Origin of the sequence: Mesotoga prima MesG1.Ag.4.2 (assembly GCF_000147715.2) — a bacterium.
GTDB classification, from domain to species: Bacteria; Thermotogota; Thermotogae; order Petrotogales; family Kosmotogaceae; genus Mesotoga; species Mesotoga prima.
In genome coordinates this window covers 1-22,946 of the sequence record NC_017934.1, presented here as the reverse complement: position 1 = coordinate 22,946, position 22,946 = coordinate 1, and the positions used below count along the sequence as shown (strand labels likewise).

Sequence of the window (22,946 nt, the reverse complement as noted above, 5' to 3'; positions counted from 1 at the left end):
CAAATCACCTCTACTGTTCATCGCTTATCTCTAATGCTTCTTCTTCCTCAAAGGAGATAGGTCTTACAAGTGGAAAGGGAATTATATCCCTGATCGATGGGGAATCAGTAACCAGCATAATTATCCTGTCCCAACCCACTCCAAGCCCACCCGTAGGGGGCATACCGTATTCGAGGGCTCTGATAAAGTCATGATCCATCATTTGAGCTTCCTCATCACCTATATCCCTTAAACCCGCCTGATGGAGGAAACGGTTGTACTGCTCTATAGGATCATTCAGCTCACTGAAAGCATTAGCCATTTCCATCGAGCTTATTATCAGTTCAAATCTCTCTGTAACTCTTGAGTCTTCTCTGTGCACCTTTGAAAGCGGAGAAATAATTACCGGGTGTTCGGTAACAAAGGTGGGATTCACAAGATTATGCTCAACCAAATCCCACAATTTTTCGATTAAATGGCCTCTCTCTTTAATCTCCGGTTCTGTGTTGTGTTTCTTAAGGACGGCCATCATTCTATCATCTGAGTCCTCCAGGATATCAACGCCTAGATTCTCCTTGATAAAATCTGCCATCTTCACTCTGCGCCAAGGCCTTGAAAAATCGATCTCTTTACCCTGGTATGAAATAATCTCCGAGCCAGCGATCTCACGGACCACGAAATTTATCATCTCTTCGGTGATGTTCATTATGTCGTTGTAGTCCGCGTAAGCCCAGTACAATTCCATCATCGTAAACTCAGGATGATGCTTGTATGAGACACCTTCGTTTCGGAAGTTCTTCCCGATTTCAAAGATTCTCTCAAATCCTCCGACCAGATACCTTTTGAGGAAGAGCTCTTCCGCTATCCTCAAGTACATATCCGACTCGAAGACGTTGATATGAGTCTTGAATGGTCTCGCTGACGCACCCCCGGTCAAATAATGGAGCATTGGAGTGTCCACTTCAACAAAATTCTTGGACTGAAGAAATTCTCTGACCAGCCGGAACAGCTCGGAACGAATCTTGAATCTCTTCAGCGCGTCGTCACTTGAAAGCATCTCTACGTATCTTTGCCTGTAGATTATCTCCTTGTCCTTGACGCCGTGCCACTTCTCCGGCATCATCCTGATAGACTTGGAGAGTATTTCGAACTCCTTAACAAAAACGGATATCTCTCCCGTGTGGGTCTTGAAGGGAAATCCCTTTACGCCGACAAAATCACCAATATTAACGTATTTCTTGAAAACCTCGAAGCTCTCCGCTCCCACTCCGTCAAGCCTGATGTATGCCTGGATTCTGTCAGAGTTATCCCTCAAGACAAAGAAGCTCGATTTTCCGTGATTTCTCACGGCGACAACTCTGCCGGCCGTACTAAGAACTGTATCTTCCTTCGTTTCCGAATTTTGAAGATAGGCGAACTCGCTCTTGATCTGAGCTGCCCAGTGCGTCTTATCAAAGCTATACGGGTAAGGTTCAATACCCTCCTGACGCATCTGATTTATCTCTTCGATTCTCTGTCTACGTGTTTCTTCACTCATTAGATATCCCCATCACTTTCCGATGGTAAGAATCTTGTATTTCGCCCAACCCGCAGGAGTCTTCACCCTTACCACCTCATTGACTTTGTGCGTCAACACTCCGCGCCCAATAGGAGAATCGGAAGAGATCTTCCCTTCAAATATGTTAGCTTCCTGAGCATTAACGATTCTGAATTGAGATTTTTCATTCGTATCTATATTCAGTAACTCCACAACATAACCCAACTTCACAGTGCTGAGGTCGCCGTCGTCCTCAATGATCTCGGCATTGTTGAGAATCTCTTCCAGCTGTTTTATTCTGCTGTCGATTCTTCCCTGCTCATTCTTGGCCTCATCGTATTCGCTGTTTTCGCTGAGATCGCCCAGTTCCCTGGCTTCCTTAATCCTTTCAGCAATATCGTACATTAGCTTTTTCCTGAGGCTTTCCAGTTCCTCTTTCATTCCGTTGAAGCCTTCTTGCGTAAGGTAGATCACTTTCTTCTTCACGACCTGGACCCCTCCATTCAACGATTTCTGTCGTCTCTGAGTTCCTCAATTATATCCATGAAATGGTCTAAATCTCTAAATTCCTTGTAAACAGATGCGAATCTAACATACGCAACCCTGTCCAGAGACTTGAGTTTAGTCATCACCATCTCACCAATCTCGCTTGAAACAACTTCATGTTTCCCGGACTTCACGACTTCGTTTTCAACGGAATCAACGATTTCATTAACTGTATCAACAGATATTGGTCTCTTCTCACAGGCTCTTAGCAGTCCATTCAAGAGTTTCTCCCTGCTGAACTTCTCTCTCCGTCCGTCTTTCTTCACCACCAAAAAGGGAAGTCTTTCATATCTCTCGTATGTCGTGAATCTAGCACCACATTTCTCACACTCTCTTCTTCTCCGAATCGAAGTGTTTTCATCGGTTGGTCTTGAATCCAGGACTCTCGTAGAATCTCCACCACAAAATGGACATTTCATTTATTTATCTCCTAGCTCTTCGGCCAACGCCATTAGTTTTTTCAACCTATTATATACTGCTGACTTGCTCATCGGTGGATTCATGATTTCGCCGAGCTCTCTCAAATTGAGATCCTCGTTCTCCAGACGTAGAATGGCAACCTGTTGAAGGTCCTCTTCCAGATTTTCTATTCCTAGCTTCCTGTCGACAATTCTGATGGCCTTGACGTGTTTTGCCATGGCCTGTCCGGACTTATTTGCATTTGCTGTCAAGAAGTTCAGGGTTCTACTAACATCACTCCTGATCTTTCTCACTTCTATAGCGCTGGAAAGCCTTGTGACGGTCTTCTTTCCACCCATCAGGGAAAGTAGCTCGATGATATCCATCGAGGACTTCACATATGCTTTGAATTTGTCCCTGACCTTCACCACACCGACTTTTATGTTGAAGTTCTCAGAAACATACTGTTTCACCGAATTTACAAATGCTTCGGTTGTATCGAGAGTAATCTCAAGATGATACTCCTTAGAAGGATCGACTACGGATCCACCGGCCAGATAAAGGCCTCTAAGAAAGGCTCCGAAATAGACCGGATCCTCCCTGACAGGTCGTGGAATCGAATCATCTCGGACAGATATTCCATTCCTTCGAAGAAATTCTTCAACTTCTCCATAGAGATAACTCAGTTCTCCGCCGCGTTTCCTATCTAATCTGACTTCTTCGATTACCTGGGTTTCAAAAATTGGAATAGAAAGTCTCTTTGAAACCTGAAACAGCCTCTTCAAACTTGTAATTGACGTGAGAGGAATCACCAAGAACGAGGTGTTCCCCCTTAATCTCAAAGTTCCCCTTGATTTAACGAAGCCAAGATACTCGGCTCTACATTCTGCCTGATCATCGAGCGGAAGATGACATAACTCTTCTTTGAGTTTGTCGGCATAGCTCAAATTCCTTCCTCTCCCAACAAGCCTAATTCATGAAGAATCGAAATTATTCCGGCTCGAGAGTGCCTAAGTACGGGGCGTCTTCTTCCATCGTCTATAAACTCGGTAGTCGCTCCGGTTATTACCTTAACCCTCCCATCCGAAATCATGTCATTTTCGACCGGACGTGAGCCTTTCTCTTCATACCTACTCAAAACCGACGATGCAACGCCCCCGATCTCTGTCCAGAAAATAAGATCGAATTCTACCCCACAATAACTCTCTGCGATTTGTACGTGCTTTGCCAGTGAAAAATCATCCGTTTCACCCGGTTGAGTCATGATGTTACAGACATAGATCTTTCTCGCTTGAGATCTCTTCAGCGCCTCCTTTACACCGGAAACAAGGAAGTTAGGTACAACGCTTGTAAAGAGACTACCGGGACCGATAATTATCGTATCTGCCGAAACCAACGAGTCGCTCACCTCTGGAAGAGCTTCGCACGTTCTGTCAAGGGAGACTTTTTTAAGCCTCTTTCCAGCTGCCGATACTCGGGATTCTCCCTTGACAATTGTCCCATCGTCAAGCTCACCCACGAGACTAACGAGATCCTCCGCCACGGGCAGGACAATGCCTTTGATCTTGAGCATTCTGGAAGCAGTCAAAACTGCCTCGGAAAAACCTCCACACATCTCCATGAGACCAGCGATAATTATGTTTCCGAGCGAATGACCGTTCATCGCCGGGGCACTGAACCTGTGAGAAAACACCTTCGTCAACAGTTCTTCATCATCGGCTAGCGCGATAATATTGTTTCTTACATCACCGGGCGGAGGCATTCCTAAAGCCTCTCTCAATATTCCGGAACTTCCCCCGTCATCTGTTACAGCCACAATCAGAGTAAGAGAAGTAACGAAATCCTTTATCACTCGAGCGAAAGTCGATAGCCCGGTCCCACCTCCGACAAGAACTATCTTGCTCATCCTAAACTCTTCCTCTCACATTTATCCCTGTAACGTTCAGATCGACACCCTTCACATTCTCGAATCTTCCGAGATATCTCTTTAGAATATCCTGGAAAATTCTGGTGTTGCCACTTACGTAATAATCAACCGTCGAAGGTTCAGGCGACAAAATCGTAGCCCAGTCAGCTACGTCCCTCACAATATACTCGGATGGATCGACAACCTTGGTTTTTGAAGGCAAAAACCTCTCAATCGAGTTTTTTATGAAAGGGTAGTGAGTGCATCCGAGAATCATGAAGTCTGGCTCAATCTCAGCAAAGTCATTCAAATAATACTTGACGATCGAGTCGACAATCTCACCTTCCCAGATACCCTCTTCGATCAACGGCACGAAGAGTGGGCAAGCTTTTTGAACTATCTTACTGAAGCTTTCATAGCGAAATAGCTTTCTGAGGTAAAGAGACTTCTTTACCGTGTTTTCAGTTGCGATTATGGCCACCGTTGAATTACCGGGAGCCGACTCGCCGATTCTTCTAACTGTAGGATCAATTATGCTGAAGTATGGAACACCGAGCTCCGCTTTATCACTTTGCGTAAGTATCGAATCAGAAGTGTTACAGGCCGTCACTATTGCATCGACATTCAAATGAGCAAAGAGGTCGAATATTTCTCTTACATATCTTCTTAGCGTCTCTACTGGCTTTGAGCCGTAAGGAACTCTGGCAGTATCGGCAAAATAATGAAAACTCACTCCTTCGGGTAACGTCTCCACGAGCCTTTTGAGAACAGTGAGGCCACCTATTCCGGAATCAAAAACTCCAATTCTTAATCTACTTCTCAACCTCGTCACGTCCCTGGAAGTATTCTGAAAGAACCTCTTCGTATTTCGCCTTTAGCCTAAGCAGTTCATTCTGACTTCTCACAAGGTCGTGTGCAAGGTTGACAGAAATCCCGACCAGTATTTTTTCATAGCCGATTTCCTCTTCATTATTCTTCAGTGAATCATATAGCTCGCCTATCTTTGAAAAAACTTGATCCACGAGTTCTTGCGGATCACTAGTAAGAAAAGTGTACTTCCTTCCTCCTAGATCTAGAGAGACTGAACGCTTCATAGCTGGACTCCTTATACTTTTTTACTGTCTTCAACGAGGCTGCCTCTGACTCTTTTTATCAGTGAAGAGATTGTTCTTGATTCACTCTCAAGGCGGAGCTCAAGCTCCCGGATTCTTAACTCAGATTCTTCGACTTTTTTCTGTGACGTCTCGAGTTGATTCCAGAGCTGTTCGTTTTCCTTTCTAAGTCGGGTGAATTCCTCCACCATTTTGTCCACAACAAGTTCGAGCTCCTGATAACGTTCCAAGAACTACACCCCCTATTGTGAGATTATAACACCTTGAAGAAGAAGAAAAGTAGTAGCCGCCCACGAGGGGGCGGCCATCATTTCGTAGTTGTCAAGCGTGACTTTCAGCTATTGCAACCAGCTGTACAAAGCTTTCCTGAAGGCTTGCGCCCCCAACTAAACCACCGTCAATGTTCTCCATTGAAATGAGTGATTCAAAGTTTTCTGGCTTGATACTTCCACCATAGAGAATCCGAACACTCTCTGACAAATCAACGCCATAAAGAGACGCAATTAGATCTCTGATAAACTTCATCGCTTCATCGGCCTGCTCTGGCGAAGCAACCACGCCAGTTCCTATTGCCCAAACTGGCTCATAAGCGATTATGATACGTTCTAGATCGCTCTTTCCAAGACCGGAAAAGCCCTTTCTAATCTGGGTTTCCAGTACCTCCTTCATCCTGCCGGCTTCTCTTTCTTCAAGAGTCTCACCAACACAGAAAATCGGTGTGAGGCCATGCTTCAAGACTGACTTGATCTTCTCACCAGTCAGCTCGCATGTTTCGCCGAAAATGTGCCTGCGCTCAGAGTGACCAACCAGAACATATTCAACAGCAAGATCTGACAGCATCGATGCAGAGATCTCTCCTGTGAAGGCTCCACTGTCGGCTGGATAGATATTCTGTACTCCGAATTTGATCGAAGTGTCCTTTAGAATATCGGCCACCCCTGCAACCGAGAGACTTGTTGGAAAGACAACGACATCTACCGCATTTTCATTACCGATTGACGATGCGAGGAAGCCTGCAAACATTCGAGCTTCATTAGGCGACTTGTTCATCTTCCAGTTTCCCGCGACCATCAATCTACGTTTTTTTTTACCACCCTCAATCGAAAGGCTTTTTATCCCAGGCATTTCCTTACCTTCGAGCATCTCTAGCGACGCGCCGCCCCCCGTTGAAACATGGGAGACCTTTTCAGCAAGCCCAAACTTGTTTATAGCGGCCGCACTATCCCCGCCGCCAATTATCGTAACCGCATCATTGAGCGAGGCCAGCGTTCTCGCAATCGACTCAGTTCCCTTAGCGAAGTCGTCGATCTCGAAGACTCCCATGGGTCCATTCCAAACGACTGTTTTAGCATCGCTCAGTTTCTTATTGAAGAGTTCTATTGTTGATGGACCTATGTCAAGCCCCTTCCAACCAGCAGGCACGCCTTCTTCAAGATCGACTACTTTCGATTCACTACCGGCTGCAATCTCCTTTGCGATCACCGTGTCGACGGGAAGGACAAATTCAACATTCTTTTCCCTTGCCTTCTGAAGAATCTCTCTTGCAAGATCGATTTTGTCTTCTTCTACGAGAGAGTCTCCAACACTCTTTCCCTGGGCCTTTAGGAATGTGAACATCATTGCGCCCCCGATTAGGATCCTATCTGCCTTCTCCAGAAGATTGGTGATCACTCCAATTTTGTCTGAGACTTTCGCTCCTCCAAGAATGACCACGTAGGGGTGTTCGGGATTCTCAATTGCCATCCCAAGCATTTCTATCTCTTTTTGCATGAGGAACCCGGGCACACTGGTCAAATAACGAGCAACTCCCACGTTTGAGGCGTGGCTTCTATGAGCAGTGCCGAAAGCATCGTTGACGTGAATATCTGCAATAGATGAGAGTCTCCTCGAAAAGTCCGGATCGTTCTTCTCTTCTTCAGAGTAGAATCTGACATTCTCCAGAAGAAGAATGTCACCATTGTTCATTTTTGAAACGGCCTTCTCAACCTCTTCTCCTATACAGTCCGGGACGAAAGTAACGGGTTTACCGATCAGTGACTGAAGCCTCTCGGCGACTTTTTCGAGAGAGTACTTCGGATCTCTCTTCCCTTTGGGTCTACCCAGATGAGAAACGAGAATCGCCTTGCCCCCTCTTTCGATAATCTCATTGATAGTAGGCAATGCCGCGACGATTCTGGTATCGTCACTCACCTCACCCGTCTCTTTATCTAGAGGTACGTTAAAATCAACTCTTACAAGAACCCTTTTCCCAGCCAGATCGATATCCTTAAGAGTCAATGTCTTAGACATTTCTTAAGCCTCCTCTCCTCAATAAAACGGGGCCTCGGGGCCCCGTCGACAAAACTCAGAGTTACATTTCCATCATTTTCTTCGCAAGATCAACAACTCTGCACGAGTAACCGTACTCGTTGTCATACCACGAACAAACCTTTACAAGGTTACCCATTACGGCCGTCAGTTTGCTATCGAATATCGCGGAAACAGTCGTTCCAACTATGTCAGAAGAGACAAGCTCCTCTTCGGTGAATTCAACTATTCCTTTCAGTTCGTTTTCTGCAGCTTTCTTCACAAGTTCATTTACTTCTTCAGCTGTAGTGTCCTTTTTGAGAACGACCGTCAGATCGGTTATTGAACCATCGGTAACGGGAACTCTCATCGCTATTCCATCGAGTTTACCTTTTAATTCTGGGATAACCACCCCTACAGCCTTGGCTGCACCGGTTGATGTAGGAATTGTGTTGGCAGCGGCCGTCCTGGCTCTTCTTAAATCACTGTGAGGAAGATCTAGAATTCTCTGGTCATTGGTATATGCGTGAACAGTGGTAAGATAGCCCTTCTCAATTCCAAAATTGTCGTTCAGAATCTTTATTATCGGTGCTATTGAATTAGTTGTACAGGAAGCATTGGAAACAATCTTCATCTCTGGTTTAAGAACCTCATCATTGACACCGAGCACGATTGTGGCATCTACTTCGCCCTTTGCGGGGGCAGTAATCAAGACCTTCTTCGCTCCAGCATCAATATGAGGCATGGTCTTCTCTCTGCTTCTGAAAACCCCTGTTGCTTCTATTACGAGCTCGACGCCAAGATCCTTCCAGGGAAGATTTGCAGGATTCTTTTCGGCGAATACTTTCACTTCTTTTCCGTTAACTACAATAGCTCCTTCCTTAGCTTCTACTGAGCCCTTGAACCTTCCGTGAACAGAGTCGTATTTAAGAAGATGAGCAAGAGTAGCGGCATCTGTCAAGTCGTTGATCGCAACAACGTCGAACTCCCCGCGCTTCACCATCTCTCTAAAGACAAGTCTTCCGATTCTTCCAAAACCATTGATCCCTACTTTGTGCATTCGTTACACCTCCTAAAGTATGTTGTCCGGTAGATTGAACTCACCTGTTATTTTCGCTGTTTCCTCTTCTCTCCTCTTTGTTACTTCAGCTAACGCCTCGTTTATCCCCGCGATTATCAAATCCTGAACGATTTCGAAATCCTCTTCTCTTATTTCCGGCTCTACCTCAATGAATTTGATGCGATAGTCACACGTTGCAACTACGTTTATTGCACCGCCACCTGCAGAAGCGGTAACTTCAATCGACTTGAAACTATCTTCAAGATTTTCCATCTCTTCTTGTGCCTTCTGCGCCTGTTTAAGAAGGTCGCCCATATTGGAACCTTTCCTTGAACCTCCGTAGTTTCGTCCTCCGAGGCCCCTGAATTTCTTCGCCATAGTTATTCCTCCTCAAGCTCTAACTTTATTCTTCCATTCTCTATATCACTCTTAAGCCCCAGGCCTGTAATTACCGATTCAAAATACTCTCTTGAATCTCTGTCGAGGCTTTCAAGGGCCTCTTGTCCAGCCGCTTTGTCAGAGAGAACGAATCGTTTGCCGATAATATCTTCAGCGATTTTGTTTATCGATTCCATTCTTTCCTTCAGAAGCTCACTTGAGAATTCGCTATCTGGTTCTATTATTAAGTCCTCGATTCGATTCCCCTTCCTGATTTCCGCCAGACTTATCAAAGTCCACCACAATATATAATCCTTCATTCTAAGATGTTCGATGAATAATGAGATCTCTTCACTTTCTTCGGTGACTGAAACCTCAAGCTTTTCAGGCTTCTCACTATTTTCGTCAACAGCGATCGGAGATACTTCGGATTTTTGCGTGTCTTCGCCGTTCTGTTTTCCGAAACCGCCCTTAAGAAGGACCATAACTTCAAATGTTGTCTGTTTGTCTTCGGCATACTTTAATTCTTTATTTGTTTCCCAAAGAGCCGAAAGCAGCCTGAAACAATCGTCACTCGGTCGCTCAACAAGTCGTTCCTTGACCGCATCAATCGCCTGTTCAAGAAATACTTCGTGCGTGAAGCCTCCAGACTGGATTTTTTCGGAAATTTCAAGTACTGAAGATGGGTTTCCCGATGAAAACGCCTGGAGAAATTCCTCTATTACCTCTTCGGGCAGGATCCCCAGAGCGGTTCTAGCTGCCTCTTCCTTAACGTTACCAGAGTATGAGATTACCCTCTCCATAAGATTTACAGCGTCTCGCATTCCTCCGTGTGCCGCCTTGGAAATGTATCTCAAAGCCTTTTCGTCGTATTGAAGCTCTTCGGCTCTCGCAATTCTTTCAAGATAAGTTACTATGTCTTCTTCCCTCAAAGGTTTGAAGTAAAAGATTTGACAGCGGGAAAGAATCGTTTCAGGAACTTTCTCGAGATTAGTAGTTGCCAGGATGAAAACCACCCTATCGGGCGGTTCTTCAAGAGTCTTGAGAAGAGCGTTGAAAGCCTCTCTGGTAAGCATGTGAAATTCATCTATAATGTAGACTTTGAATTTCCCCATTACCGGTCTGTAAGAAACCGCATCTCGGATCTTTCGTATCTCATCTATGCCTCTATAAGAGGCGGCATCGAGCTCTACAACATCCATATGCGAAGAGGAGTCGATTGCTTTGCAAGAATCGCAAACTCCACAAGGTTTTTCCGATCCTTCCGAAAGACAGTTGAGCATCTTCGCAAGAATACGAGCGCTAGTCGTCTTTCCAGTACCTCTTGAGCCTGAGAATATATATGCGTGGGAAAGCTTGTTCTTCTCTATCGCCTTTCCCAGGATCTCTTTTACCTGATCCTGACCGACTAACTCATTGAAATTTCTTGGCCTATATTTCCTATACAAAACTTCAGACATCTTAATCACCCGTTCATCTGAATTATAGCAGATCGTCTGAAATTTGTTTGGGCACGAAATGAGAATACTGTGAAAAAGAAAGTGAAAAATTTAACTAACTTTTCTAGACAGAATGATTATTACATTCGCGACTAGGAGACTCTCCTTGTTTCCCATTTTCCCCTCAGATAGTAAAAAATCATTACAGTTGCCTCTGCGATATCGGAAAAAACATATGAAAGCCAGACCCAGACTATGCTAGCTTTCATGAACGCTACGAAAACTATCAGCATAGGAACCTGAATCAGCCATCTGGAGACAACGCTGCCCACTACGAATGGAAAGTTGTAACCCGATCCCCCGAAAACTGAGGAGAGACCGAAGCCATAGGCCAGGACTGAAATTCCAAGAGAACCGTATTTCAAAAAGCTCGCGCCATATGAAATGATCTCTGGATCATCATTGAAGATTCCAATAACTATCTCTCCACCAAAGAACGCAATCAGAGCGAAGAAGAACATAATGAAGAATCCAATTAATCCCGCCGTTTTTGCAGTCGCTCTCGCTCTGCCAACATCATCTGCTCCTAAATTCTGCCCGACCATCGCAGAACCCCCCATGTTAAGTCCTACAAGAGGCATGAATGCAAGTCCGAACAATCTTCCCGTTACTCCTACAGCAGCAACGGCAGTTGTGCCGTATAGTGCCACGAATTTCAGAACCACAACGGCGGCAAGATTTCTGAAGAAACCCTCCAGTCCCGTTGGAAGCCCAATAGTTAGAAGCTTCCTGTCAATGTGCCTATCGAGGCGGAAAAGCCTCGATAGCTTCGGTTTGACTCCCTCTTTGCCCGAGAAAAGAATAAAAAAGCCAAGTAGAAACGATGCGGTCTGTGCTATGACGGTTGCTACCGCTGCGCCGAAGACCCCTAGTCCAAAACCCGGAATCGACGTTCCGGGAATGTGACTAAACATCAGAATCGGATCGAGTACCACATTGAGGGCGCTAGCCATCATCATTATGTACATCGGACTCTTCGCGTCGCCTATGCATCTTAAAGCCGTATTAACGGAGTAAGATGAGAACATCATCGGCAGGAAGAACAACCGGATATAACCGTAATCTAGAGCTGCTGTTATTACTGTCGGATCGTTGCTGAAAAAACCTAGAGAAGGTTTTAGAAATGCAGCAACTAACAGTGCGGAAATCAACGCAACTATGAACTTGAAAGTAATGGTCTGTTCTATCGCCCTGTTCGTCCCTTCTAAATCCTTCTTTCCAAAGCTCTGTGAAATCAACGAAACAGAGCTCTGACCGATAATTGAATTAAGAATGTCTACAATCCAGAAGAGAGTGGTGAAGATGGTGACTCCCGCAATGGCTTCACCGGAGATTCGACCTATCCAGAAAATATCCACTATGTCGTAGACCATTTGTGCACTGAATCCAATCATTGTAGGAACAGACATCACGAGAAGATTTTTCAGAATGTTGCCCTGAGTAAGATCTCTTGCCATTTAAGCCCCCTATGTTACCCTTGAAAAGAGACGCAAAAAGGAAAATTTTATCCATCAGAACACAGAAATTATAACCTATATATACTATCAGGAATCGATTATGTCCCGCAATCTTTCCAGAAAATTCTCCTGGATGAAGTGAAGTCCATTTTCCCAAAAGTAAGGCTCGGAAATATCTATTCCAACTGATTTCAGCAGAATCTCCGGTGAGTCTGAACTACCGCTCTCCAGCAGTCGTATATACCTTCGCTTGAACACATCCCCGTCCTCAAGGTACATCCTGTAAAGTGAGATAACCAGCAACTGAGCGAAGTTGTAGGCATAACAATAAAAAGGCGTGTGAAAGATATGTGGTATGCGAGCCCATTCGAATTTACTTTCAGGAAAAAATACTATAGTGTCTGCAAACATCAGCTTTAGTTCTTCAAAGTACAGATCAGACAGCTCTTTGAACGAAAGAAACTCCCTAGAGATAATACTGTGGGCAGCCATCTCAAATCTTGTGAACATATTTTGTCTCGCCGTCGAGGCCAGTATCTCTTCCATTCTTTTTGAGATAAGCGAAAGTTTTTCCGCCTTTCCACTAATATTGTCCAGAAGAAAATCAGTCATAAGCATCTCCGAAAAAATCGAAGCGGTTTCAGCCATGGTGAGAGGCGTCTCGTAGTTAAGATGAGTCTGTTTTGAAGAAAGCACGCCATGCAAGCCGTGACCCAGCTCATGTGCCAACGTCAAAACATCGCTAGTTTTCCCACCAAAATTCACAAGGACATAGGGGTGGACTTCAGGTGAGGCGTAATAACAAAATGCGCCACTACGTTTTCCAGGAATTATCGATCCATGAATATATTCACCATCGAAAAAACCGGAAATAATTCGTCCACTTTGGGAATCAAAATTCCCCATTACTTCAAGTATCATATTTTTCGCTTCCTGCCAGCTGAATATATCTCTCGAATCTGCGAGCGGTGCGTAGATGTCGCTGTGAAGAAGGATTTCCTTGTTCATGACACGGGCCTTCAAACGGTAGTAATCCTGCACGATAGAATAACCTTGCGTAGTCGCGTCTATAAGATTCTGAACGGATTCATCTGAAACCTCGTTTTCAATGTTCCTCATTGAAATTGGAGAGGAGAAGTGCCTTTTGCTTGCGTCAAGATCCCAGTCCTTGGCGAGGGAGTTGTAGATGTTCGTCAAAATAACACTATTTTCCTCTGTTTTTCTGAAGAGGCTTTCAAATGCCTTTTTCCTTATCCCTTCATCTCCATGGCTTCTTAGATTCTCGACTTCGCTTTCGGTAAGGACCTTCTCTTCTCCATCAATAAAGATTCTGTATTCGAAAGTCGAGGTAAACTCGTCAAAGAGATTCAGCATAGCCATTTTCCCCGTAATGTCTTTCCTTACTATTATGTCTTCCTCGGGTTCCGATAACTGATGGTCTCTCAACGCTCGAACAAGATCGAAGTAATGTCTGTAGTTCTTCAACTCATCACATTCATTCAACTCTGAAAAGAAGTCGTCTGAAACTCGCGCCAGTTCAAGCTTAATAAACATCAGTCCACTTTCAAGCGCCGCCTCTAGATCGTCCATTTTACGAACTAGTTTTTGAGTCGCTGAATCTGCTGTTAAAACAGAATGATTTAGATAAGCGAACATCGACAGCTTGCCGGCACGATTCAGAAGAGACTCCGATTTTTCAAGCAACCCCCTCAGTTCACGAGCACTAATATTTTCACCTGAGATCCTTCCCCTGTAATCTCTGACGAGTTCATCCTTTTCTCTTAGGACGGTCTTGATGTCTTCAAAAATAGTCTCGTCATCAAGCGAAGCGTAAAGCCTTGTCAGATCCCATTCTATTATCTCCCGTTCATTCAACTTGCTCATCAACCCCTTCTCCAAGTGCAACAACCAGTTCTCCGAACGTTCTTTCTCTTAGAATTTTCGAGACTTCTACCCAGCAGCTGAAGCTGTAAGATCTGTAAGTCATGAAATCCATCCCTGAATAATCCAGGCTTTCCACCCGGTCGAGTATCAGCTCTTTTCGACCAATCCATTCCCCCGTTACGCAACACACTATTCCTTCTTCTAACCAGTAGGGCAATCGATACTGCCTGAGAAAGAGATGGCACATTTCGTGAGCCACCGTTTGCGTCACATTCGGGACCAAACTCAGAGGCTGAACAAAGATCGTGCTATCTTCTGCAGCTGCAATGAACCAATAGCCTAGGCCGGAGAGTTCCATGAACTCTCCGGTCGATGAAGCGATTATTAAGCGGTAAGTTCCCGTGACAGGTTTGCCTACGAGCCTTTCAAGAAGACCTTTATATTCTTCAAGTTCCGGCATTTCCCATGAAACGAATGTGCTTGTGAAGCAAAAAACTGTCATTCCAAAAAATAGAAATGCCACCAATGCCAGAGATTTCATTCGATAACCAGCACTATAGATTCGGTATTTGCCCGGTAATTCGAATCGTACATTGCCCATGCCTGAACCGGTGGAATTATGAATTCACCACTGGTGAGTATCCTCCAGCTGTTTTTGGTAACAAACTCTCCTCCTTCCCTAAAGAAGAAGGCAATTCGGTCGTATCTTGCGTCTTTGAATGTGTAGCCCCACCAGTAGTAGTCGAAGTAATAGAACTTCGTGTACCCGAGCACGTCTGCTTCCAGATTCTCCTCAACGGATATTCCGGTTGCCGGCAGCATATCTTCGACAACCACGTAAGGAACGTCTTCCGGAATCTTAATGTGAACCTCAGAGACTATTGTTTCACCAGCGGTAAGAGAACCTGGGGTACCGAGTCTAACTGAGTAGATCTCGACTGTCGGTTCATCATAGTAGCTCTCTTCAAAGGCTCTGATAATTATCTCGCCGTTGCTGATTCCCAGAACATCGCCTTCATACACCTTAAGACCCAATCCGTATTCTCCAAGAAACAGCTCTCCGTCTTTGATTGAAATCTGCATGTTTTCAACCGTCTTCGATACATTTATCTCGAGAGAACCAACTTCATCCGGTGATAGGGTCTTAATGGACGAAACAACGTATGGTGAATCAATCTGCGGTGTTGTAAGGACATGAGTGTCATCCATGGGAACGGCGAGCTTCCTTCTCAGAACTCTTTTGACGATCAAACCCGAGTTTTCGGGTTCTATCTCCTCAGCTGCCACTGCTTTCTCACCATTTACTGAGACAGCTACCATTTCTGAGCTTTTGACAATTATGTTCTCTTCGCAAAATGGGATTGTAATTGATTCAGAAAGCCCACCGCTGTAAAGAACTTCTCCGCCGATCAATGAAACTTCCACTTGGGCGTTTTCCGAAAGCGAGCTACTCACGGAAGACAGGGACAGAATTGCCAGCGCCGTTGACGATGTTCTATACCAGTAGCTTCCGTTACCCATCTTCAGAAGTCTCTTCGAAATCTCAAAGATGTCCTCCGAAGGCATCTCCAGATCTACCGAAGCCTTCAGAAGCAGAGACAAAGTAACTATATCGTCGAAGAAATAATCAAAACTGGTCCCGGAAATCACGTCGTCTGCATCCAGATCTACGTATTCCATCGCTTCTTCAATTAGATCTTCAGCCTTGTCGTCCATGTTCAACGCTTCGTAGGCCAGCGAAGTCAGAATTATGGAAGGAACGTCACCTTTGAAATCGACGACAGAACCTACGGGATCCCTCAGCTTTCTGCTGAAGAGAACTATCACGTATTGAAGGAAGGGATCTGGATCCTCTTTGTAGAGAGTTTTCATCTCAGAATAGCCCATAGATACCACATCTTTATTGATAACATAACCGTTCTCTGTAGCGAGATACAAACCCAACATCACATACGCGGTCATGAATGGCGTGGAGTTATCGTCCTTCCACCAGCCCCAGCCTCCATCGTAATGCTGGTACCCATATAACCTCTCAAGTCCTTCACTTACCACTCTTGAGACCTTGTTGATAAAAGCAGTATCCGCTTCTTCCAGTAGCTGAGAAGCTGCTAGTGCGGGAAGCAGTCTGCTCATCGTTTGCTCAACACACCCGTAAGGGTAATCTACCAAATACCTGACCGCCTCCAGAAGAATAGGATCAATTGTGGAAGAAATCGTAATCGTTCCTGCAGAGTTTTCTGAGAATTCGAGAGTCTTGTTTCCTTCAAGGAAATCAAGGGAACCGAATCGAGAGTAAGAAAACCTGGGCTTTATGGGAATCTCGTATTCGACTCCGTCTGAGCCGTGGCTTCCCTTGACGACAAACTTCACTTTGAGCTTCTGATCTTTCTCAGAGGACAAGAGATCCTGTACATTGACCTCGTAGCTGAATGAACGGCTCTCAAATGCTTTTATTGAAGAACCCTTTTCCTCTATTACTTCTTCGCCGAGATAGAAGCCGGTGATTACAGGTAGGGTCGAATCAAGGTTATTCTTAACAGAGAAGACAAGGTTAACGGTGTCTCCAGCAATAAGAAACTCTGGAAGAAAACTGCTGACGGTCATTGGTTTCCATGTCTCGAAACTCGATTTACTGTAGCTAAAATCACCGTTCGCACTGGAAGATAAAGTCCTTACTGTCCAGGTATCTAGATCTTCAGGCACTACAAAAGACAGTTCAGCCTGACCGTTCTCATCTGTGAAAGTTCCGGTAGACCAGAAGGCGCTATCACTGAATAGCTTTCTTGCCCTTACATCAGAGGTAAGGCTCTTCTCATCTCCACCTAGATCGCCCATGCCGAGCGGAGCACCTCCCGTAACTTTGGACTCTGCGGCCGGCGGTTGTGATTCAAGCAAATCTCCGAGTTTTGCGATAGATGGGTAGGCGGAATAGTAGAGATCATTGATGCTGATTGTGTTAAACCCTCTGTTGAAAGGACTGCCTAACGATCCCTTCCACTGATCGTAGTCCCCTTCAAATATGGATAGCATTGCCTGGGATACAACGGAAACGGTAAGCCCAACTTCGGCTGGTTTGCCTTCGGAATCGGTAACCTGGATTTTCATATTCACTGTATCACCAGGACTGTACCTTTCCTGAGTGAGAGTCTCTATTGATAGCTCTCTTGAAGACGTTTGGACTTCGATCAGGCTTGATTGGATAATCTGATAATCCCTGTATCCGACGATGAATAACATGAAATTATCGTAGGCATACCCTTCCGGTACTTCTATATAGACCGTGTTTTTCCCTTCAGTCGAACTGAATGGGAATTGACTGAATTCTCCGGAAAAATCAGAAATGATCCACAGATCCATCGGTGACGGTGTGTAGAAGACCACTTCTGCACTAGACCCTGGCTCCGCAGATTTCACCGAATCGATTAATATCGACCCATAATAGTCATAGTAACCTCCGGTGTAAACTGAGTAGGTATTTACGATTTCAGGTTCCCCTGAAGGCGAACCATTTATCTCAAAGTACACTACCGTATCTGGAGGAACTTGCCTAAGATCAATCGATACATCTGCCTTTCCGCCGCTATCGGTTGAGAGTTCACCCTTGAAGACGTTTATTTTTAGATTCTTTTCAACGTGTTCGCCTTTATCCATTAGAATTACTGATTCCTCGTACCAGGCCTTTATCTCGAATTCCTTAGAGACAGGAGTATCGTCATTCAACCTGGTTTCGATTCTTACAAGAGCCTCGTTTTCGGTGAATCTATAATCCACTAGGAAATCGAAACTTCCCTGTACAATTTTGAAATCGACCACACTCCGTGACTGCATACCTGTGTCATCTGACACAGTCACTATCGCGTAGTAGGCTCCGCTTTCAAGCTCCCCAGTGTATCCTATTACGGTCTTTCCCGAACCGTCCAGTCTTGCAGAGCCATTGTCAATGTATTGAGTGCCTTTGTAGATCGTGTAGTCTACCTTTCCAAGAGAGACCGGATCTCCAAAGTAGTATTCCGACGAGACATCAATTGTGACAGGCTCTCCTTTTCTGAAGGCACTGGTTGTGGGTTCTGCCAGTGTAAAGAAAGTAGGCTTCTTATAATCTGCAATCTGGAAGTAGTAGTAATCCTCGTTTTCACCCCATCGAACGATTATTCTGTAAGATCCTCTGGTTATTTCGGAGTATGTTCGGAAACTACCGACAACTGATCCCAGATCGTCTGGCTCCAGAGTTTGAGCGTAAACTCCTCTGTTTAAAGGATCGACTATCTCGATTTCGACAAAATCTATTTCCGGTATCTTATAACCCGATGGAGTCACTTCTCTGATGAAGGATCTGAAGTTAACTACCTCTCCAGCTTTGTAAGCCGGTCTGTCTGTAAACGTCAAAGAAATGTGCCTGGAAGAGAAATAGTAATCATACTCCCCTGGCCTCCATAGAATCGATCCCTCGGAAGACTGAACAAGTATTGCCTCTTCGGTTTTAGGAAGGTAATCGAAGACGAAAACTCCCTCTTCAGATTGCCCCAGCAGCTCCCCATCACTGAGTCTGTAAAGCGAGAAGTGATCCAGGAAGCTCCCATCATCTTTCTTCCAGAGCCTCAACATCGCTCCGTCTTCATGAGCGAGCAACTGGGCTCCAACCATGCGAAAACTCGTCATTAGCTTTGCGGTACCGGACTGCGACGAAACAACTATTAATCTTAGACCCATGAGTTCTTCTCTTGGTAAGTAGATTCTCTGTTTCTCCTTAACTGTCTGCCTAGAAGCGTATAGAGGATCTCCGGAAACTCTTACATCACCAATTGTTATCGCTCCAGTAAGGTCTTCCTCGTCTAGATCGTAGATCTTGATGTCGATGAAAGAATCCTTGTCATCGGTGTAGACACTTGGAAGATAATCAAGCGAATAGAACTCCACGAAAGAGGAGCTCAGATCGTATCCATATCGCTGAATCTCAAACGCAATCGCTGTTAACCCTGCTAAAAGAAGAATTAGAAGAAGCACACATACCTTTCTCATCGCGTTCACCCTCCATCACTTCTGGGGCAGAAACTTGAAAGCGTATACCCCTAGATAGTTTTCGTTAGTATATATTGGTTGCCATTGGTAAGGCATAGTTCTTACGTAATCATCCATACTCCAGAGTTTCAAGACACCGGAATCGGTTTCGGAAAGGGGTCCAGTATGGTATATGAGGCCATCACCGGTGAAGATCATTGAATGAAAGGTTGACGGCGAAGGATGATGGAAGAAAATTATGTCGCCAGGTCTTGCTGCTCCCAGATCCCTACCCTTAAATACCATACTACTACGAACCAGGTTGTAAGCATCGGCAAAGTAAGTGAAGGCTCCGTCGTTGCTTATGAAGATTCTATTTCTCAGTATCGGGATATCTGGGTAGTTATACTCTCTAACGTCCGGAATCTTTCGCAGATCAATTCCAGTCTTCTCACGCCACAGATCATAGTCTACTGCTGTTTCGGAAAACCACCCTTCGTCGTGCGTCTTAAGAGCTTCTCTGGCGGCGAATCTGATCAGCCCGCTACAATCTCTTTCTTCGGATTTCCAGTTATTTGAGAACTCAATAACCTGGTAGGCAGCAATGTTCACAAACCATGCTCTGAAGTTCTCGGCATCTTCATAGTCAAGCACCAGTTTATCAGGGAAACCGTCGGAATTACTGTCAACGAAATCATTGAACTCTAAAGAAATAGTCTTGCTGGCTCTGAACAGGCCCTTGAAATCAACAACAATGACCGCATTCTTGTCATCAGCGCAGAAAGAATATGTCACGAGATCAGAATCGCTGTAGAAACTTTCTAGTGTTGCACCCCTTACATATGAAAGAGTAGATCTTTCATAGGTGGATTTGGGGACTGAAATGGAAAAAGACTCACCCCTTCTTACATCTGACGTCTGCACTCTTATGTTCGAGTAGTCGTCTTTGAAGTTCAGAAAGGTTGCAGATAGAACAACAGTAGTCAAGATTACCAGGAAAAGATAAGCAATGTTCATTCTCATAGACTAATCTCCTCACAGAACCGCTAGACTAGCTTACCACCTGTAAGACTTCCGAGTGATGATTTTGTTCGACTCTCCACAAGTTCATCTTACAGATCTCTAATTCATACGATTCTCCAAGAACATAGGATAGTTAGGCCTGTCGATCTGCTATCATATGAGGAGAAGATTAACCTGGGGGTGAAGCTTTGTCGAGAAGAAATTTCATCTTTCTTTTGCTTTCGCTGATTTCATTATCTATCCTTACTTCCGGATGCATTAACTATGTGCTGGCCAGACCGGAGAGTGTCCTAACCAAACTGGAGCGCGAAATAAACAGAGCCAAGGAAGACAGAATTATTGAACTCTACTCAGAAGAGGTGTGGGTGGCTACTCCGGGTAATCCCTCCGGCAGAGTTCTTCCGAAGGACAGCCTTGCCTCTTTCTACTCGGACTTTTTCGAGCTCTACGAAGACATAAATATAAAACTGCACTCCGAAGAAACCCTTAGAGATTCTCTGGAAGCAACCATGACGGTCTCTTTTAGACTTGAGTATTCTTACGAAGGAAAGAGGTATTACGACATCGGAGAGGGAAGTATTCTGTTATCGGGAATAGATAATCATTGGCAGATTTGTGGGGAAAGAAACAATCCGATACTGAGCCTTTTCGAACCTGCAGAGATGTAAGATTCAAACTTAAAGGAAGGCTCTCGGCAATTACGGTTCCACCGCTGAATCTTATTCTGTTCTGGGACTGTTAGTGGGATACATCGAGAACTGTAACGATAGATGCACTTTTATTTGGGAAATGAAGAAGCCTCATCTAGTGCGTTTTTGACCGCCGCAACGATAGACTCGCTTGGGGTTGTAGCTCCAGTAACCAAATCAGCATCGGGACTCTGTGCTTCAAGTACTCTATCCGCAGTTCCTTAAGCTCTTATGTCATATCTATCAGATTGATTCTTGAGTATTCGTATTTCGATTATTCTCTACTGGAATCTATGACCTCCAGACTTATACATCCTTCACTTACGGCAAAGACTCCATCAACCATGTTTGGAAATGCTCCTGACTTCTCATTCATCGATTCTCGAAGTCTGCTTGCCTGAGAGTCGGAAATTGTCCCGATGATCGCAGCTGCAGATACCAAGAATAGCAAGAAACTAACTGCATATTTCATTCTTACCCTCTTCACTTACGGCAAAGACTCCATCAACCATGTTCGGGAATACTCCTGACTTCTCATTCATCGATTCTCGAAGTCTGCTTGCCTGAGAGTCGGAAACTGTCCCGATGATCGTAGCTGCAGATACCAAGAATAGCAAGAAACTAACTGCATATTTCATTCTTACCTTCCAGACTAAGTAAATTTCACTGAATTTACTATCTATTGGATAAAGAGTGGTGGAATTTCCACAAAGAAATATTCAGATTAAGGTTGTCCGGATTAGTTGGCTTGACAAGAAAAGTTGAAAGAGATCTGGCAGCATAACGAAATTTCATACTGCGGCCGAATTTGAAGTTATTATCCCGATGACATCGTCGTACAGGAGTTTTGTTGCTCCCTTGCCCATCATTACACTCTTGTCGATCTTCTTCAGTGAGTGTATCACCGTTGAGTGCTGTTTCCCGGTTTCACGCGCTATTTCAGTTACTTGCTTACCAAAATGATTCTTCAGAATGTACATAGTTAACTGCCTCGCAAGAACAATGTCCTTGCTCCTGCTCCCCGATTCGATTTCTTTCTTAGTAACCTTCATCGTCTTCTCAATAGCGGAGTAGATCTGGTCAATCGGTCTCTGGAATGCTGGAACGTTTATCGAGCCAGTGAAAGACTGGAGAATCTGGGTTGCCAGAGATAGATCTATCTGTGATCTAAAGACACTACTGTGTACAATCAGTTTTATAATTGCTCCACGCAATCTTCTGAGGTTACCATCGATGTTGTCCGCGAGAACTTTGGCAACATCATCCGGGAGAGATACGGATTCCCTTTGAGCAAGCTGCTTGGCAATATGAAACCTGGTAGATGGGCGGGGTTCTTGAATTGACATCAGCATTCCCATCTGGAACCTTGACTTAAGCCTGCTGTGGAATGTCTCTAACTCCTCGGGATTTCTGTCGGAGCAGATTATCAACTGTTTCCCCGAATCGTGAAGTTCATTGAAGGAATGGAAAAACTCATTCTGGACACCTTTCTTGCCTATTAGAAACTGAATATCGTCTATCAGAAGAATATCGGATTTCTTCCTGTAATGATCTCTGAACTTCTGAATGTTGTTCTCTTTTATCGACTGAATCATGTCGTTCATGAACTGTTCGCTTGTTATGTAGAGAACCTTCTTGTCAGGAAAGTTGCTCATGGTCTCCTGAGCTATTGCCTGCAGAAGATGAGTCTTTCCCAATCCCACTCCCCCATAGACAAAGAAGGGATTATACTTCCCCGGATTCTGGGTTACGTCCAGCGCCACTTCATAGAGGGCTTTGTTTTCACTTCCCACAACGAAGTTACTGAACGTATACTCTGGATTTAGATTTGAAATCATCAGAGGCTTTCTCTTCAACAGAGAACCGGATATCTGGTCGCTGGTCGAATCTACAGAGGGAGTCTCCTTGTTCTTGTACACAATTTCAAAAGAGACTCGCCTGCCGAGAATCTCGGCTATAGAATCGGAAATGACAGCTCCATATTTTGTCTGAAGCCAGTCCTTGATGAACAGGTTGGCGACCGAGAAAACGACCCTTTCATCTTCGACTGCCTTCAACTCAAATGTGGAGAACCAGTTGTCCCACGTTTTCTTTGAGACCTTCTTCTTCAAAGTGCTTATAATAGAATTAGACACAACGACCTCCACGGAATAATGCTATAACCCTGAAGCGAACCGCAAAATAGGAAATATT

Annotated in this window: 21 protein-coding genes and 1 pseudogene; 1 reads left to right on the top strand and 21 read right to left on the bottom strand. The window is 44.7% G+C overall.

The features are described 5' to 3' along the window. Positions 1-10 precede the first annotated feature (10 nt). From lysS to THEBA_RS00140, 17 genes are all read right to left on the bottom strand, one after another. Positions 11-1,516 (bottom strand): lysine--tRNA ligase, encoded by a 1,506-nt coding sequence (gene lysS, locus THEBA_RS00220; protein ID WP_014729957.1) that lies wholly within the window; start codon positions 1,514-1,516, stop codon positions 11-13. Positions 1,517-1,528: 12 nt separating this feature from the next. Further along, positions 1,529-2,002, bottom strand: coding sequence for a transcription elongation factor GreA (gene greA / locus THEBA_RS00215; RefSeq protein ID WP_014729956.1), 474 nt, complete (start codon positions 2,000-2,002; stop codon positions 1,529-1,531). 17 nt (positions 2,003-2,019) lie between these two features. Next, a complete protein-coding gene (gene nrdR / locus THEBA_RS00210; RefSeq protein WP_014729955.1) occupies positions 2,020-2,481 on the bottom strand; it encodes a transcriptional regulator NrdR in 462 nt (153 codons plus the stop codon). Beyond that, complete coding sequence (gene whiA / locus THEBA_RS00205) at positions 2,482-3,408, bottom strand: DNA-binding protein WhiA (protein WP_006487455.1); 927 nt, start codon at positions 3,406-3,408, stop codon at positions 2,482-2,484. Continuing rightward, positions 3,405-4,367, bottom strand: coding sequence for a gluconeogenesis factor YvcK family protein (locus THEBA_RS00200; protein ID WP_014729954.1), 963 nt, complete (start codon positions 4,365-4,367; stop codon positions 3,405-3,407). The genes whiA and THEBA_RS00200 overlap by 4 nt, the downstream gene beginning before the upstream one ends. Position 4,368: 1 nt before the next feature. Next, complete coding sequence (gene murI, locus THEBA_RS00195; RefSeq protein ID WP_236609177.1) at positions 4,369-5,199, bottom strand: glutamate racemase; 831 nt, start codon at positions 5,197-5,199, stop codon at positions 4,369-4,371. Continuing rightward, positions 5,180-5,461 carry a cell division protein ZapA gene (gene zapA, locus THEBA_RS00190; protein WP_006487448.1) on the bottom strand — a complete coding sequence of 94 codons (282 nt, stop codon included), beginning with the start codon at positions 5,459-5,461 and terminating at the stop codon, positions 5,180-5,182. The genes murI and zapA overlap by 20 nt, the downstream gene beginning before the upstream one ends. 11 nt (positions 5,462-5,472) lie before the next feature. Then, positions 5,473-5,709 (bottom strand): hypothetical protein, encoded by a 237-nt coding sequence (locus THEBA_RS00185; protein ID WP_006487445.1) that lies wholly within the window; start codon positions 5,707-5,709, stop codon positions 5,473-5,475. Between the two features lie 91 nt (positions 5,710-5,800). After that, entirely contained in the window at positions 5,801-7,768 is a 1,968-nt protein-coding gene (gene tpiA, locus THEBA_RS00180; RefSeq protein WP_014729952.1) for a triose-phosphate isomerase, read from the bottom strand. A gap of 61 nt (positions 7,769-7,829) precedes the next feature. After that, positions 7,830-8,825 (bottom strand): type I glyceraldehyde-3-phosphate dehydrogenase, encoded by a 996-nt coding sequence (gene gap / locus THEBA_RS00175; RefSeq protein ID WP_014729951.1) that lies wholly within the window; start codon positions 8,823-8,825, stop codon positions 7,830-7,832. Between the two features lie 12 nt (positions 8,826-8,837). Beyond that, on the bottom strand, positions 8,838-9,203 hold the full coding sequence (locus THEBA_RS00170; RefSeq protein WP_014729950.1) for a YbaB/EbfC family nucleoid-associated protein: 366 nt from the start codon (positions 9,201-9,203) through the stop codon (positions 8,838-8,840). Between the two features lie 2 nt (positions 9,204-9,205). Beyond that, positions 9,206-10,663: a DNA polymerase III subunit gamma/tau gene (dnaX, locus tag THEBA_RS00165; protein WP_014729949.1), complete on the bottom strand. Its 1,458-nt coding sequence runs from the start codon at positions 10,661-10,663 to the stop codon at positions 9,206-9,208. Between the two features lie 131 nt (positions 10,664-10,794). Beyond that, positions 10,795-12,159 carry an MATE family efflux transporter gene (locus THEBA_RS00160; protein ID WP_014729948.1) on the bottom strand — a complete coding sequence of 455 codons (1,365 nt, stop codon included), beginning with the start codon at positions 12,157-12,159 and terminating at the stop codon, positions 10,795-10,797. A gap of 87 nt (positions 12,160-12,246) precedes the next feature. Further along, the gene (locus THEBA_RS00155) at positions 12,247-14,043 is read right to left on the bottom strand and encodes a M3 family oligoendopeptidase (RefSeq protein WP_014729947.1); all 1,797 of its coding nucleotides are present in this window, start codon (positions 14,041-14,043) and stop codon (positions 12,247-12,249) included. Next, on the bottom strand, positions 14,027-14,584 hold the full coding sequence (locus tag THEBA_RS00150) for a hypothetical protein (protein ID WP_014729946.1): 558 nt from the start codon (positions 14,582-14,584) through the stop codon (positions 14,027-14,029). The genes THEBA_RS00155 and THEBA_RS00150 overlap by 17 nt, the downstream gene beginning before the upstream one ends. Next, positions 14,581-19,062, bottom strand: coding sequence for an MG2 domain-containing protein (locus THEBA_RS00145; protein ID WP_014729945.1), 4,482 nt, complete (start codon positions 19,060-19,062; stop codon positions 14,581-14,583). The genes THEBA_RS00150 and THEBA_RS00145 overlap by 4 nt, the downstream gene beginning before the upstream one ends. Positions 19,063-19,077: 15 nt before the next feature. Then, positions 19,078-20,064 (bottom strand): DUF1175 domain-containing protein, encoded by a 987-nt coding sequence (locus tag THEBA_RS00140; RefSeq protein WP_014729944.1) that lies wholly within the window; start codon positions 20,062-20,064, stop codon positions 19,078-19,080. 188 nt (positions 20,065-20,252) lie between these two features. Here THEBA_RS00140 and THEBA_RS00135 point away from each other — a divergent pair, with 188 nt between their 5' ends. Continuing rightward, a complete protein-coding gene (locus THEBA_RS00135; RefSeq protein ID WP_041928037.1) occupies positions 20,253-20,732 on the top strand; it encodes a hypothetical protein in 480 nt (159 codons plus the stop codon). A 110-nt stretch (positions 20,733-20,842) separates the two neighbouring features. Here THEBA_RS00135 and THEBA_RS14920 read toward each other — a convergent pair. The 4 genes and pseudogenes from THEBA_RS14920 to dnaA form a co-directional block, all read right to left on the bottom strand. After that, a pseudogene (locus tag THEBA_RS14920) lies at positions 20,843-20,947 on the bottom strand (hypothetical protein); the annotation flags it as partial. An 80-nt stretch (positions 20,948-21,027) separates the two neighbouring features. Next, a complete protein-coding gene (locus THEBA_RS00130; RefSeq protein ID WP_014729943.1) occupies positions 21,028-21,225 on the bottom strand; it encodes a hypothetical protein in 198 nt (65 codons plus the stop codon). Further along, complete coding sequence (locus THEBA_RS00125) at positions 21,209-21,391, bottom strand: hypothetical protein (RefSeq protein ID WP_014729942.1); 183 nt, start codon at positions 21,389-21,391, stop codon at positions 21,209-21,211. The genes THEBA_RS00130 and THEBA_RS00125 overlap by 17 nt, the downstream gene beginning before the upstream one ends. Before the next feature lie 153 nt (positions 21,392-21,544). Next, positions 21,545-22,888, bottom strand: a complete 1,344-nt coding sequence (gene dnaA, locus THEBA_RS00120; protein ID WP_006487417.1) for a chromosomal replication initiator protein DnaA — start codon at positions 22,886-22,888, stop codon at positions 21,545-21,547. Between the last annotated feature and the right edge of the window lie 58 nt (positions 22,889-22,946).